The organism is Salmonella sp. SJTUF15570 (assembly GCF_043357055.1).
Taxonomy (GTDB): domain Bacteria; phylum Pseudomonadota; class Gammaproteobacteria; order Enterobacterales; family Enterobacteriaceae; genus Salmonella; species Salmonella enterica.
This window is the reverse complement of record NZ_JBEUKJ010000003.1, coordinates 373,253-387,494: the sequence shown is the minus strand read 5'-3', so window position 1 is coordinate 387,494 and position 14,242 is coordinate 373,253. Positions and strand designations below refer to the sequence as shown.

The following is a 14,242-nucleotide window of genomic DNA, read 5'->3' as shown; positions in this document are numbered from 1 at the left end:
GGATCACAGCCATCTTCTGATTTGTGTGAATGAGCATCAGGAAATGGCGAATATTCAATGCGCCAGTGGCGACGATTAACGATTAAGCTTTTTACAGAGTTGCTTTAAGTAATTATTTTCTTGCGATGGTGATGTTCAGAGGGGAGTACCCTCTGGCGATGGGCAGGTGGAGTCAGCGAGAGCAGTAAATTATGATTTGTCTGTTTTAAAAACAGGCGTTTATTCTTTAATTTTTGTGTCTCGCCATCAGGTAAATCACGAGATAAAGCGAACAGAATGTGACTTATGTGATCATTGTCACGCCATTTTTTTAAATTATTAGTATGGCGTGTGGAGACGCGTATCTGCTCACCAATATACGTATTGTCCATAGGCGTAGCACAAGCTCCATTGCTACAAACATAATTTTATTTAAGTGTCAGGAAAATTCCGGACAAATCCCTTTTTTAATAAAAATACACACTCTCGGCATGGGATAATACTTAATTAACTTTTGTTAGCGTTTTGAAATTAAAAACAGCGCATAGCGCTGTAATAATAGAAAATAACGTTAACAGGCCTGGGTTGAGTATATTTGATCTGACACAATTTCCCAGGTTTGTTATTAATGTGATAGCGTTTTTATTGGCATTGTTATAATAAATGTTACCAGGATATAACGCTTCACGTCGGCTTTATGCGGTATCCTTACTGACAATATTGTTTCAGTAAAGAGTAATGTTCCGGCTGAACGCGGTAGCGGTAAACCGGCCTGCCGGTCACGCCGTAATGAATACTGGTAAACAAGATATGGCAATTCACCAGCCAGATGAGATATTTACGGCAGGAGACGCGCGAGATATTCACTTCGTTGGCCAACTCGTCGGTAGAAAATTCCTGCTCCTGATGCGCATCAATCCACTGGCATAAGGTGCGTAGCGTTTGCTGCGTCAGCCCTTTTGGCAGCCGACGAGGCTCCTGCTCGCTGGATGAATTACCGTGAATGAGCAGGTCAAGCTCAGACTGTTCGTAATACTGGCGTTTTTCCATCGCCGTTTTCTTACGTAGCCAGCCGGTCAACGCTTCTTCAAAGCGCGTGGCCTGAAAAGGCTTGATCAGATAATCCACCACGCCGTAGTGAAGCGAATCTTTAATGGTGGCGGCGTCAGCGGCAGAAGAAATGACAATAACGTCACTTTTGCAGCCTGCGCTGTGCAGGACAGGCAGCAGATCCAATCCGTTTTCCTGCTGCATGTAGATATCCAGCAGGATTAGGTCAATGTGATTTTCACTGTTGAAGATAAACTCTTTCGCTTTTTCCAGCGTCGAAGCGGTTCCACAACAATGAAAACCGGAGATTTGCGCGACATAGCGGCGATTTAACTCCGCGACCATCGCATCGTCATCGACAATTAATACATTGATCATAGGCTGGTCCTTTTTCCATCCCAGGGTAACTGTACAAAAAATTGTGTGAAGATCCCAGGCTCGGACTCCACGGAAATTACGCCGCCAAGCGCTTCAACCTGCTGTTTAACCAGCGCTAAACCGACGCCGCGTTCGGCGCCTTTCGACGAGACGCCTTTTTCAAAAATCGCCTCGATGCGCTCAGGTTCGATACCCGGACCGTCATCGCTCACTTCGCAATGCAGCCAGCCATGACGGTAGTGTAACGAGACGCTGATTTCGCCGCCGGATTCCTGGCTCAACGCTTCCAGCGCGTTTTCAATCAAATTACCCAGCGCCGTAATCAGCACCGTAACCTGATCTTCATTGTTATTATCCGGTAACTGGCTGTCGCTGCTTATCACCAGGCTGTGCCCGAAATCAGAGGCGCGAGTAATCTTACTGAGCAAAAAGCCAGCGATAATCGGCGACTTTATTTTACCCAGCAGCAAACCGATCTCTTCCTGATAGTTATTGGCCGTCTTGATAATATACGCTTCAAGCTGCTTATAACTCTTCAGGTGCAATAATCCCAGAATCACATGTAATTTGTTCATGAATTCGTGGGATCGTTCACGGAGCGCATCCGCGTAGTTCACCATCCCGTCCAACCGCTGCATCAGTTGGCGAACTTCTGTTTTATCCCTGAAGGTGGATATCGCGCCGATAATTTCGCCGTTGCTGCGCACCGGAACGGTATTCACCAGCAGCAGGCGGCCTTTGACGATGATCTCTTCATCGCGGCGCGGCGTACCGTCACGCAACACTTCGCTAATGTCCACCACCTGCGACCAGGCATGACTCAGGGTGGATAATCTGGCGTCATCCTGCGTTTTTCGATAATCGAGCAGCGCCTGCGCCGCATGGTTAATCAACGTGACTTCGCCGCTATCATCCACGGCGATAACGCCCTCTTTGATTGACTGCAGCATCGCCTGGCGTTGTTCAAACAGGGTTGAGATCTCATAGGGTTCGAGGCCAAACAGGATACGTTTTAGCACCTTGACCAGCGCATACGTGCCTAATAACCCCACCAGAGCGCCGAACAGAATGGACCAGATAATACTGCCGCGGCTATTGTTGATCTGCTGCGTAACGTGACTGAGTTCCAGGCCAATCGCTACCACGCCGATCTGCCGGTGATGTTCATCATAAACCGGTGTGAAAACGCGCAGCGCTTTGGCAAGAAAGCCGCGATTAATGGCAACGTTTTCCTTTCCCTGCAGCGCGAGCAGAATGTCATCGCCTTTGAACGGTTGGCCGATTCGCTGCGTTTCTGGGTGTGAATAACGGATGCCCTGCATGTTGGTCACCACAATAAACAAAAAGCCATTATGCTGGCTCACCGCTTCGGCGAGCGTCTGAATGCCGCTTTCCGCAGGCGGTTTTTTCAGCCCCTCGCGAATTGCCGGAGAGTCCGCCAGCGAGCGAGCCACCGCCAGCGCTTTATCTGCCAGCGCGTCGCGCGTCATGCTGCTGATTTGCGAAAAATAGATCAGATGGACCACAACGAGCACCGAAAACAAAACGGCGCTGACCATCAGAATGACGGTAGTGCCGAGTTTCATGGGGCGTTTGCGTAACGCCCGGCATGGCAGGGAGTGTTTCATAGTGGACCTGAGCGGACGAATCGTAAGGTTATTATCCCTGATGAGGCGTCTAATTCAAAGGCATAGGCGATGTTGCTCCAGTGTTGAAAAGCCCGTCTTGCCTTGCAGGGCGCGCTACCTGCTCATGTCGACTGGCAAACCTCATGTCGTTAATTAATATCGCCGGATACCGTGATGGGTAATTTATTTTCATCAGAATTACATAAAATAATTTTTCATTAATTTTTATAATAACGTATGCGGTATCACATTTTATTTTTACTGACGTTCAGAATGCGTTTGATCACAATCAATCAGCACAAATATTTAATCTATTATGATTAGTTTTCATTACATATTATTAATAATTATGGAAGCAATGTGAGAAATAAAAAATGGAAATAAAAAAATGGCTGAACACAACCATAACCCGACGTGATGCTATTGTCGCTACTGCAAAAGTAGGGGCGGCGGTGACGCTAAGCCAGGCGATTACGCTGCCTTTTGCTACCACTGCCCAGGCGCAGGATACCCCGATACCGAAGGATGCCAACGGCGAAACCGTCAGGCACAGCGCCTGTCTGGTCAACTGTGGCAGTCGATGCCCGCTTAAGGTTATCGTGAAAAATGATCGCATTGTGCGTATTGAGCCGGAAGACGCGAAAGATGACGCGGTATTCGGCGAGCATCAGATTCGTCCCTGCCTGCGTGGGCGTTCCAGTCGCTGGCGCGTCTATAGCCCGGATCGCATTAAGTATCCGATGAAAAGAGTGGGAAAACGCGGCGAAGGAAAATTTAAACGTATTTCATGGGATGAGGCTACGGCCTTTATTGCGGCGGAATTAACGCGTGTTAGCGAACAATATGGCCGGGAAGCTATTTATTATAATTATCAATCCGGGGCATATTATCATACGCAGGGATCGCCCGCATGGAAGCGATTGTTAAATCTCACCGGCGGCTATTTAAATTACCATAATACCTACTCGACCGCGCAAATCGCGACGGCAACGCCCTATATGCATGGTACCTATGTTGGTAGCCATTTTACGCAGATCGCGCATTCCGATCTGGTGGTGCTATTTGGCCTGAATCTCTCAGAAACGCGGATGTCCGGCGGCGGTCAGGTTGAAGAGCTGCGCCGGGCGCTGGAAACCTCGAAAGCCCGAGTCATTATTATCGATCCGCGCTATACCGATTCGGTGATTACCGAACACGCCGAATGGCTACCGATTCGCCCAACCACGGACGCTGCGTTAGTCGCCGGCATAGCGCATACGCTGATTACCGAACAGCTTCTCGACGAGGCGCTGGTAAACCGCTATTGCGTCGGTTATGACCGTAGCACCTTGCCGGACACGGCTGCGCCTAACGCCAGCTATAAAGATTATGTTCTTGGCACGGGCGATGACGGTATCGCGAAAACCCCGGAATGGGCGGCGGATATCACCGGAATTCCGGCAACGCGTATTCGCCAACTGGCGCGCGAAATCGCCTCGGCGCGCGCCTGCTATATTTGCCAGGGCTGGGGGCCGCAGCGTCATGCCAACGGCGAACAAACCGTGCGTGCTATTCAGACGCTGCCAGCGTTAACCGGCCACTTCGGGCGGCCCGGCACCAACAATGGCAACTGGCCTTACGGTACGCCGTATGGCGTGCCATTGTTGCCCGTCGGTAAGAATCCGATCACAACCTCTATTCCTTGCTATCTGTGGACGGACGCCATTCAGCACCCGGAGAAAATGACCGCGACGACAATGGGCGTGAAAGGCGCGGACAGGCTAAAAACCGGAATTAAGCTGTTTTTCAACCAGGCCGGTAATACTTTGCTGAATCAGCACGGCGAAACAAACCGCACCCGTCAAATTCTCGCGGATGAATCGCTGTGTGAAACCATTATCGTGATTGAAAACCATATGACGCCCAGCGCGATGTATGCGGATCTGCTGTTGCCGGAGACCAGCTATCTTGAGGCGGAAGACCTGGTGGACAGCTCCTATGCGGCGGGATCGCATAACTACATGATTGCGATTCAGAAAACCGTTAAACCGATGTGGGAAGTGCGCAGCACGTATGACATCTGCGCGGATATCGCCGGGCATCTTGGACTGCGCGAGCAATATACCGAGGGCCGAACTCAGGCGCAGTGGGCGGAGATGCACTATCAGCAGATCCGTGAAAAACGTCCATACCTACCGGAGTGGAGCGTGGCGAAAGAGATGGGTGTGATTGACCAGCGTATCGCTACCGAGCAGCAGAGCCTTGCGTTTGCCGATTTCCGCGCCGACGCCGAGGCTAATCCACTCTCCACGCCGTCGGGCAAAATTGAAATTTACTCCCAGGCGCTGGCGGATCTGGCGCAAACGTGGACTTTGCCAGAAGGCGAGCGAATTCCCGCATTGCCGGAATTTTGTCCGGCGAAAGAGTCGCACCTTAACAAAGCATTGACGGCGAAGTATCCGTTGCAGTTAAGCGGTTTCCATACCAAAGGGCATACCCACTCGACCTACAGCAATGTGCTGATGCTGCATGAGGCGGTGCCGGATGAAGTCTGGATTAACCCGATTGACGCCAGCGCCCGCCAACTGAAGTCCGGCGATCGGGTGCATGTATTCAATGACCGCGGCGTGGTGGAGCTTCCCTGTAAAGTGACCCAGCGCATTTTACCCGGCGTGGCGGCGATGCCGCAGGGCGCGTGGACGCGGCTTGACGGCAACGGCGTTGATGTCGGCGGCTGTATCAATACGCTGACCAGCCACCATCCTTCGCCGCTGGCGAAAGGCAATCCGCAGCATACCAATCTGGTTGAAATTAAACGCGCTTAAGGAGTGATGTACGATGAAACAGTATGGCTTTTATGTTGACTCCTCGCGCTGTTCAGGCTGTAAAACCTGCCAGGTAAGCTGCAAGGATAATAAAGATCTGGATGTCGGTCCGAAACTGCGCCGCGTCTATGAATATGGCGGCGGAAGCTGGGTGAAAGAGGGGGAAAGCTGGAATCACGACACCTTTACCTACTACCTCTCTATTGCTTGTAACCATTGCGATGAGCCGGTATGTGTCTCCGGCTGTCCGACCGGGGCGATGCATAAACGCAAAGAAGATGGTCTGGTCGTGGTGGATGACAGCGTATGCGTCGGCTGTCGCTATTGTGAAATGCGCTGCCCCTACGGCGCGCCGCAGTTTGATACGCAGGCGAACGTGATGCGTAAATGCGACGGTTGTCTTGACCGACTGGAGAACAATCTGCGCCCTATTTGTGTGGATTCTTGCCCGCAGCGAGCGCTGGATTTCGGCCCTGTCGATGAATTACGGGCAAAATATGGCACGGAGAATCAAATCGCGCCGCTGCCTTCAGCGTCGTTCACCCATCCTAACCTCATTATTAAACCGCATCCGAAAGCGAGACCCACGGGCGATACGGAAGGCGCAATCATGAACATTCGGGAGGTGCGCCATGCATGAGTTACCGCTGGTCTTTTTTACGGTCTTTACCCAGAGCGCGGTCGGCGCATTTATTCTGCTGCTGATTGGCGGCGCAATGGGGCTGGTCGCGCCGCGGCGCAAGGCTATTGGTCTGTTCTCGGTGATGTGCCTGTTTGGGCTTGGCGTCATTGTCGGCACCTTCCACGTCGGGCAACCGCTGCGTGCGCTGAATATGCTGCTGCGCGTCGGACATTCGCCGATGAGTAACGAGATTGTCTTGTCGGCGGCTTTTGCGGCGCTCGGCGGGCTGGGGGCGCTCGGTTTGTTGCTGAACCGGGCGACGCCGCTGTGTAACGCGTTGGTCTGGTTGGCGGCGATAGTCGGAGTAGTCTTCTTATACGCCGTTCCGCAGATTTACCAACTGCCGACGGTGGCGACCTGGCGTTCATCTTACACCACGGCAATGATGATATTGACGCCGTTGATTGGCGGCGGCGCGTTGGCGGCATTGTTTGGCGTGCGCCGTCTGGGGCTACTGGTCAGCGTATTGGCGATTTTGGTGAGCTTTTGTCTGCGCCCGGGCTATATGGCGACGCTGATGAGCGCCGATAGCGCTCTGACCGCTGCGCAACATAGCTGGTTTACCGCCCAGGCGATATTGCTGGCGGCGGGTGTGGTCGGGGTGGTGGTCTGCGCGCGCCTGAAATCGAGTGCTACGGTGCTGGCCATGACGGCTGTGGTGGTTATCGCGGCGGAGTTGGCGGGTAGGATTGCGTTTTACAATCTGTGGACGCTGCCAATGTAGTTTTTGCCCGGCTTGTGCCATGTAAGCCTGATCAGCGTAGCGTCATCAGGCGAAATATTTCAGGAGCTATTGCTATGCCTTCCCGTGCTGTTTTGCCGCGTATCCTCGGCGCACTGTTTTACTACTCCCCTGAGAGGCCGGAGGTGAAAGCGTTGTTCGATTGTTTGCCAACGTTGCCTGAGCTTTACCCCTGGCGCGATCGCGGACATATTGAATCACTGTGTGCGTCATGGTCGCTACCGGATGATGATGCGCTTACATGGCAATTTTCTGTGTTGTTTGAAGGCCAGGGAAAGATGCCCGTCCCGCCCTGGGGATCGGTCTATCTGGAAAAAGATAATTTGCTGATGGGGGAAACCACCGCCGATTATCGAGCTTTTTTACAGTCGCAGGGAATGGTATTCACTGACCGTGAACGCGAGCCGGAAGATCAGTTTGGCCTGATGCTATTAGCCTGTAGCGATCTGCTGGCACGAGGCGACAACGTGGCGGCCAACCGGTTACTGGAGGCGCATCTGCTGCCCTGGGGATTCCGCTATCTGGAATTGCTGCAACGCAATACCGTCAGCGCCTTCTATGCCCGGCTTGCCGTCGTAGCGACCTGTTATCTGCAGGATGTTCAGCAGCAACAGGGACTACAGCCTGAGAATAAACGGTTGTTTTTCTGAGGTATTGGTCGGGTTTTGATGGCGTGCCGTAATACTTGTGCCGCCATCGTGCCCGCTGTTGCGTCAGCGGGCACAGTTTACTATTACAGCTCCGGCGTCTTTTTGAAACCGGTCAGCATCAGCACCAGGCTCTGTTTTGAGTCCGCTGGCGTGAAGTCGTAGTGATTTCCCTGACGGTCGCCGCCGATATACCAGGATATTTCCGTTTTCCCTTCCGCCAGCGCTTTGCGCACCGCTTTATCGACATCAACCATGCGATACTCATGTGAATGGTCCAGATATAACACGGCATCGGAACGGTAGTTGATCGCCGGTTTATTGTTCCAGGACACGGTACTGACGTGCCAGTCACTGCTGGTCGGGTAAAAGAAAATTTGATCGGCGCCGTTCGCTTCCGTTTTGCCGCCAAAAAGGCGAATACGGTATTTGAATAGCGAAGCGTCCATATTGGCAGGCAGGGGCGGGATCTTAAATTTCACCAGCGTGAGCGTTTCCGGGTGCTGCGTGCGTCCGCCATTTGTCCAGTCATCCTGTACGTACAAGGTATCGACGCTGGCATGAGGCTTGTCGTCTTCGCTGCTTACCCAGGTATTTTCTTCCGCTTTACTGTAGGCGTAAGGAACCGTAGTGCCGCAATCCAGTCCCTGATTCATACACAGATCCGTCATAAACTGCGCGCCATCTTCCGTCCAGCCATTCATAAAATCGGCATGGGCGGTATAAAGACTTCCCCAGCGCTCTTCCCGGGTTTCGCCATGCATTACCGGGTCCATCGACAATTCCACTTTGGACGTATCCAGCGAGGAGATCTGCGGGAGTACCCAGGCGATGTTCATATTCACCGTCGGGATTTTGACCGGATAGTCTGCGGAACATTTCCCGTGGTCGGCATAGATAGCGTTATTGTGGCTATGGGTCGGTTTCAGGTTGACGCCATCCCAACAGTTGGGGAAAGCGATCCCGATATTAAACTGGACGGCATCGCCCGCTTTACGTAGGCCGCATATTTCGCCTACCTTGTTGGTGTAACCTTTGCCGTTGGCACATAAAAAGGTGATTGCGGAACTGGGGCCAGTACCGTGATGATCGCCTGCCAGTAACTCCAGCCCGGCCGGGAATGGATGGAGCGGATATTGCGCTATATTTGTGGATTGATAATAGGTCTTTTGGTAGGCCGGATTTACGATTTCACCATCAGGTAATTTCATGGACGGCGCCCAGTAAGCGGAGCTGTCGGCTTTATTATCACAGGTGGTATCGGGTTGCGCGCGCAACGTCTGGTAGGTAGAGACCGCGTCGGTGTGGGTGTTGCCAAAAAAGTCATGCCACATCGCCTGATTCGCTTTACCAAACATCATAATCGCGTCATCGCCCAGCGTGTGGTGATAGCCGCACACGACATGTGCCTGAGGACCGGCATGGGCCGGGAATGCGCCAGCGGCAACGAGCGTAGCCAGGCTGACGGTAATAAGGTTGAGTTTCATTTTTTTGCTGCCCGGTTGAATAGAAGTGGAAGCAGCAATAGCAGATCAGATTGCGGTGTTACATCTCATTAATTATCACTTTTTGTCATTTGCCCTGCATACAGGGGCGAATTTGCAGACGTACTATTTAAATAATTAGCCGAAACTACCCTCCTCTTGATTATGTCAATTTACAAAAAGGGTACGTTAGTGATTAAAATCGGGCTTTTTGTGATAACCCTCACTATTTCATTTTGCCTATGCTAATGGCGCTCGCCATAACCGAATAACGATTCTATCGGACATCGGCTTTATTTTTAAGAAATGCGTTACGACATCAGTCGTGACGCGATCTGCTATGGATTTTTTATGAGATTACTAAAACGCGTTATTGTGGTTGTACTCTTGGGCGTGATTTTATTTATGGTCAGGGACGATATACGCTATGTTTATCAACTGATCCTCAAATATGGTGATAAACCCTCGGCGCTGGCACTGAGTAGCTATAAAGCGGTTATTCAGCAAAAACCAGTCGCAGGAGTTAAGAGTAACCTTTCAGGTTTGACCTACTCCGCCGAAGACAGGATGCTTTTCGCCGTTATTAATAATCCCCCTGAACTGGTCTGGTTAACGACAGAAGGGCAGTTGGTAGGGCGGATGCCGCTCCAGGGCATCCACGACCCGGAGTCTATTGCATGGAGTGGGGGCAACCAGTTCCAGATAGGCAGTGAGAAAGATGGCGCGGTCTATAAAACACAGGTGGATATTCAGCGCGGCACCATGCAGATAATCTCCATGGTGAAGCTTGAGGGCTATGACAAAGCAAAAAATAAAGGGATGGAAGGTACGGCATGGGATGCGAAAAATGAGAGATTATATGCCGCAAAAGAAAGAAAACCCATAATGATCAAAGAAGTAGAGATGAGCAAAAATGGTATCACCAGAGCGTTGCCTTCTGCCATCACTGCAAGTGTGAGCGATGTCTCCGGACTTGAATACCATGCTCCAACGGATTCGCTGCTGGTGTTGTCGGACGAGTCAAAAATGATTCTGGAGGTCAGTTCCGAGTGGCGGGTGCGCGATCGATTGTTCCTGACGGCGGAGTGGTCAGGGCTCAGAGACGATATCCCCCAACCAGAAGGGATTGCCATGGATAATGAAAATAATTTGTATATTGTGAGTGAACCAAATCTGTTTTATAAATTTTCGTGTGATATACAGAATGACTAAAATCTATTTTTACTGTCACAGTATGCTAAAACAGAACAAGGTTATTAATACCATGATTTGACGATTGTTTGATTCGTTGATTCATTGTTGGGGATATTTATGTTTTACTTACCTCAGTAACGGATTACTTTGTGGTGTAGCGTAACGGTAATTGTCCTCCTCATATTTGCGGCAGCGTAGTCTGCCGCTTTTTTTTATAAATTAACTCTCCCTGTAATAATTAACAGACAATAAATATTACTCTGTTTTTTTCAGGAGGCCTTCGAAGAGACCTCGCAGGGTGATGTTTAGTTATCAGGCATAATATTCTTCATCAACACTTACCGAATGCCATGTCGCCTCGCTAAGTGAGATCATTTCATCTACGCCGGAACTCTTGTTAACCGGGGTTTCCGTCGGCGATGTACCTGTAAATGTTCCATTGGCGGTGGCGCTATTACCGGCGGGATCGTTGGCCGTAATGGTGTACTGATTTGCCCCCGACAGAATAGCGGATTGCGGAACAGAAACATGCCAGTTACCGGTATCGTTATCAACACTGGCGGAGTAGAGTCGATCGTCAGCCAGCCGATAGACAGCGAAGAATTACCCCATAGCGTTTGCGGAACGAACACTGATTGAACAGCTTTCATTCACTGCTGTTCCCGGAGATTTTATGGGTATTATCGGTACATCAGGTTCAGGTAAATCTTCTTTAATCAAAGCACTATCAAATTCCAGTCATTGCTATACGGGATCAGTTAAATCAAACAACGTAGATATCACACCGATCTCTGAAGATGAGATCCAGAATTGCCTTGCCTACCACTCTGGCAACATTTTAGAAAAAATTACGTAATATCGACTGATATGTAAAACTCATTCAGCATCAAATGGATTAATTCAACATCAGTAGTAATATCCATTTTTTTATAGGCTGATCTCTTTTGTGTTGAAATCGTTTTTATATTTCGATCTAATAAATTTGAGCAACTTTTAACAGATAATCCTGCTGCCACGTAATAAATAACTTTTTTCTCGCTCAACGTTAGATCGAATTTTTTAGCGAGCAACAAAATCCCATCTCTTATATTAATATGCTTTGCTTTGTTCTTATACTGCATTGTCAGATATCTCAATTAACATATTGATGACGAGAGGAAGATAAAAACGCTAAAAATTCCGATGGTGTAGTTTTGAAATGTTTTTTAAAAACGCATGTAAAATAAGAAGCACTATCATAACCACACATATAAGCCACTCGGGTAATATTATATTCACTATTGCGTAGAAGTTTTGTCGCTTTATTCATTCGCGCATTAAGGTAAACTTCGCTGAATGAGGTGTTCTCTTGTTTCAATTTCCTTTTTAATGTGGAACAACTCATATAGAGTGAGTCAGAAATATCCTTGAGCGCCCATTTTCGACTTATGTCGCTTATAATAATATTATAAATGTTTTCGGCTAATGTATTTTGCGATAGTTCTCTGAAGAGAGCAAATGCTTCGGGTTCATAGATGAACTCTGAAAGTAGAAATCTTATTAAATATTCCTTTTTATCTTGGGATAGTTTTTGGCTTTTATTTGAAGAGTGTAAGAGGTTGAATACTCTTGCTACGCCTGTTTCTATTGGCGCTAACAGATGTTTTGTCATCGGTTTTGTTAATGGGGCCGAAAAGTCTGCATGTTCATACAGAAAAAAATTATAAGCATTTTTTATTGACGCTGAATCTAATTCAATTAAATTATAATTTAACTGTTCATGAGTCTCTTCCATAGTGATATGAATAGTTTGATCTTTAGCTAAAAATATTAACATTGGCCCTGATGCCGTAATATACTCCCCGGACGATGTCGTAATTGAAATTTTACCCGTGGTGAGCTTGATGAGTACGGACTGCAGTAAATTTAATCCCTGAAGTGATAAGGATTTCCTCTGCCAGTTTTGTGCTGATTGTAAACATTCAATGCTCCCCACCTGGACAGGTGAGGGATTAAATACTTTTAGCATGATAATTTCCTTTTATTAAATGTGCGTGTAAATCAAAAATTATTCTGAAAAATATTTCAAAAGAAAACTAATATATAGCTATATAATTATTTGCGAACTTAAGGTATCAGGTGGCGATCTTTTCATTTTCTATGGAAAATGCTATTTTATATTGCATTTCTACATATTATAGTATCGTTAAAAAACTATGTCGCGTATAAAAAAAAGATGGAAATTTACAAGAATTGGCTCATGTTATTATCAAATTATCTCTTTAAAATTTGAATTAAGTAATAATTGCCTTTATTCTTTTAGAGAATAGCTCTTTAATTTCATGGAGGTAGTTAGCATGAGGTATAAGATCTGATGTTAATTTGTGATAAGGTTTATCCTGGAGGTAAATATTAACGCTCTCGGCCAGGAAAGGCATACAACGCGGTAAATATATACTGCGGCGGGTAGATGGCGTAGCGATATCCGGAAGTTTGAGGGGGAGGGGAAGCATTCAATCGTATGGTTGGCTTTATGAAAAACGGTGTAACACGTTATTGAGGTTCTTACTGTGCGTATCCGTTAGGTTTATGCTTTCTGGATTGTATAATGTTGCGTGTTTTGGCGCGGCAGTATTGAATCTTTTGCTGCGTCGGCCCCGAGGAGGAATCACTCACAGCGAATGCCAGCGCACAGCCTGGTCCTGAATCTCTAAATGAGTAGAAAACCTTTCGGTTTGATACTCCGGTTCTATTCCTTCTAAATTTATCGTAATGACATTTGCGTTACGCGTGTTGTATACTTAATATCCACAGAAGTACAAGAGGACAACACTATGCCAGCCGCAAACAGTATGGCGATGAAACGCGAAACCCTGAACCTGCGTATCAAACCCGCCGAGCGCGATCTTATTGATCGAGCGGCGAAAGCCAGAGGGAAAAACCGCACAGACTTTGTGCTGGAAGCTGCCCGCGCTGCCGCAGAGGAAGCGCTGATCGAACAACGCATCATTATGGCCGATCCACAGGCTTATCAGGAATTTCTCGCTCGTCTGGATCAGGCTCCTGTACCTAATGCCGCACTGCGTAAAACCATGCAGACCCCTGCGCCGTGGGAGCAGGAAAAATGATCTCCCCCCCTGAGCCGCTTCATGCCGGACATATTCTTACTCCGTTTTGCTGCGGTGTGGATTCTATGGATAACTGGCTGAAACAGCGGGCGATGAAAAATCAGGCCACTGGTGCGTCCCGTACCTTTGTGTGTTGTGGCAGCGATTCGAACGTACTGGCCTATTACTCGCTGGCGTCCAGCGCGGTCACGACGAATACCGCCCCCGGTCGCTTTCGTCGCAATATGCCTGACCCGATCCCGATTGTGGTATTGGGGCGTCTGGCGGTGGATAAATCGCTTCATGGGCAGGGCGTTGGTCGGGCGCTGGTACGCGACGCAGGGCTGCGGGTTATTCAGGTGGCGGAGACTATCGGCATTCGCGGGATGCTGGTTCACGCCCTGTCGGATGAAGCGCGGGAATTTTACCAGCGGGTGGGGTTTGAACCATCGCCGATGGATCCGATGATGTTGATGGTGACGTTGGGGGATTTGGTGGAGAGTGTTTAAACTCCAGAACGTATCCATTAACCTCACAGACACTTCAAGCTACGGATGAAAATTGCCCC

General features: G+C 48.9%; 14 protein-coding genes and 3 pseudogenes. 8 read left to right on the top strand and 9 right to left on the bottom strand.

Annotation, left to right across the window (positions count from 1 at the left end; translation table 11 throughout):
- Nucleotides 1-104 precede the first annotated feature (104 nt).
- The 3 genes from ABVN44_RS08245 to ABVN44_RS08235 form a co-directional block, all read right to left on the bottom strand.
- The gene (locus ABVN44_RS08245) at nt 105-371 is read right to left on the bottom strand and encodes a hypothetical protein (RefSeq protein ID WP_001530565.1); all 267 of its coding nucleotides are present in this window, start codon (nt 369-371) and stop codon (nt 105-107) included.
- 316 nt (nt 372-687) lie between these two features.
- Nucleotides 688-1,407, bottom strand: a complete 720-nt coding sequence (dcuR, locus tag ABVN44_RS08240) for a two-component system response regulator DcuR (protein ID WP_000611307.1) — start codon at nt 1,405-1,407, stop codon at nt 688-690.
- Nucleotides 1,404-3,035, bottom strand: a complete 1,632-nt coding sequence (locus ABVN44_RS08235; protein WP_023137205.1) for a sensor histidine kinase — start codon at nt 3,033-3,035, stop codon at nt 1,404-1,406. The genes dcuR and ABVN44_RS08235 overlap by 4 nt, the downstream gene beginning before the upstream one ends.
- Nucleotides 3,036-3,409: 374 nt before the next feature.
- On the opposite strand from ABVN44_RS08235, the gene ABVN44_RS08230 reads away from it, so the two are divergent.
- The 4 genes from ABVN44_RS08230 to ABVN44_RS08215 all read left to right on the top strand — a co-directional run bounded on the left by ABVN44_RS08230 (nt 3,410) and on the right by ABVN44_RS08215 (nt 7,913).
- Nucleotides 3,410-5,839, top strand: a complete 2,430-nt coding sequence (locus tag ABVN44_RS08230) for a DMSO/selenate family reductase complex A subunit (protein ID WP_023231680.1) — start codon at nt 3,410-3,412, stop codon at nt 5,837-5,839.
- Nucleotides 5,840-5,852: 13 nt separating this feature from the next.
- Nucleotides 5,853-6,479, top strand: coding sequence for a DMSO/selenate family reductase complex B subunit (locus ABVN44_RS08225; protein ID WP_023231679.1), 627 nt, complete (start codon nt 5,853-5,855; stop codon nt 6,477-6,479).
- Nucleotides 6,472-7,245: a DmsC/YnfH family molybdoenzyme membrane anchor subunit gene (locus ABVN44_RS08220; RefSeq protein ID WP_020839691.1), complete on the top strand. Its 774-nt coding sequence runs from the start codon at nt 6,472-6,474 to the stop codon at nt 7,243-7,245. The genes ABVN44_RS08225 and ABVN44_RS08220 overlap by 8 nt, the downstream gene beginning before the upstream one ends.
- 74 nt (nt 7,246-7,319) lie before the next feature.
- The gene (locus ABVN44_RS08215) at nt 7,320-7,913 is read left to right on the top strand and encodes a molecular chaperone (RefSeq protein WP_001584224.1); all 594 of its coding nucleotides are present in this window, start codon (nt 7,320-7,322) and stop codon (nt 7,911-7,913) included.
- An 83-nt stretch (nt 7,914-7,996) separates the two neighbouring features.
- On the opposite strand, the gene ABVN44_RS08210 is transcribed toward ABVN44_RS08215, so the two are convergent.
- Nucleotides 7,997-9,397 (bottom strand): DUF1996 domain-containing protein, encoded by a 1,401-nt coding sequence (locus ABVN44_RS08210; protein ID WP_023231678.1) that lies wholly within the window; start codon nt 9,395-9,397, stop codon nt 7,997-7,999.
- 303 nt (nt 9,398-9,700) lie between these two features.
- Between ABVN44_RS08210 and ABVN44_RS08205 the strand changes: the two genes are divergently transcribed.
- A complete protein-coding gene (locus tag ABVN44_RS08205) occupies nt 9,701-10,606 on the top strand; it encodes an SdiA-regulated domain-containing protein (RefSeq protein ID WP_023231677.1) in 906 nt (301 codons plus the stop codon).
- A gap of 294 nt (nt 10,607-10,900) precedes the next feature.
- Here ABVN44_RS08205 and ABVN44_RS08200 read toward each other — a convergent pair.
- Nucleotides 10,901-11,077: pseudogene (locus tag ABVN44_RS08200) on the bottom strand (hypothetical protein); the annotation flags it as partial.
- Nucleotides 11,078-11,142: 65 nt separating this feature from the next.
- Nucleotides 11,143-11,242, bottom strand: a pseudogene (locus tag ABVN44_RS08195) (hypothetical protein); the annotation flags it as partial.
- Nucleotides 11,243-11,261: 19 nt separating this feature from the next.
- Here ABVN44_RS08195 and ABVN44_RS08190 point away from each other — a divergent pair.
- A complete protein-coding gene (locus tag ABVN44_RS08190) occupies nt 11,262-11,444 on the top strand; it encodes an ATP-binding cassette domain-containing protein (RefSeq protein WP_023231676.1) in 183 nt (60 codons plus the stop codon).
- On the opposite strand, the gene rtsB is transcribed toward ABVN44_RS08190, so the two are convergent.
- The 3 genes and pseudogenes from rtsB to ABVN44_RS08175 all read right to left on the bottom strand — a co-directional run bounded on the left by rtsB (nt 11,437) and on the right by ABVN44_RS08175 (nt 13,084).
- Nucleotides 11,437-11,724, bottom strand: a complete 288-nt coding sequence (rtsB, locus tag ABVN44_RS08185) for a transcriptional regulator RtsB (RefSeq protein ID WP_001269916.1) — start codon at nt 11,722-11,724, stop codon at nt 11,437-11,439. The two genes, ABVN44_RS08190 and rtsB, sit on opposite strands and share 8 nt — an antisense overlap.
- On the bottom strand, nt 11,721-12,596 hold the full coding sequence (locus tag ABVN44_RS08180; RefSeq protein ID WP_023195838.1) for an AraC family transcriptional regulator: 876 nt from the start codon (nt 12,594-12,596) through the stop codon (nt 11,721-11,723). Before ABVN44_RS08180 ends, rtsB begins: the two co-directional genes overlap by 4 nt.
- A gap of 265 nt (nt 12,597-12,861) precedes the next feature.
- A pseudogene (locus ABVN44_RS08175) lies at nt 12,862-13,084 on the bottom strand (hypothetical protein).
- Nucleotides 13,085-13,401: 317 nt separating this feature from the next.
- On the opposite strand from ABVN44_RS08175, the gene ABVN44_RS08170 reads away from it, so the two are divergent.
- Both ABVN44_RS08170 and ABVN44_RS08165 read left to right on the top strand, forming a co-directional pair.
- Entirely contained in the window at nt 13,402-13,695 is a 294-nt protein-coding gene (locus ABVN44_RS08170; RefSeq protein ID WP_023231675.1) for a DUF1778 domain-containing protein, read from the top strand.
- Nucleotides 13,692-14,183, top strand: coding sequence for a GNAT family N-acetyltransferase (locus tag ABVN44_RS08165; protein WP_023231674.1), 492 nt, complete (start codon nt 13,692-13,694; stop codon nt 14,181-14,183). Before ABVN44_RS08170 ends, ABVN44_RS08165 begins: the two co-directional genes overlap by 4 nt.
- Nucleotides 14,184-14,242: the final 59 nt, after the last annotated feature.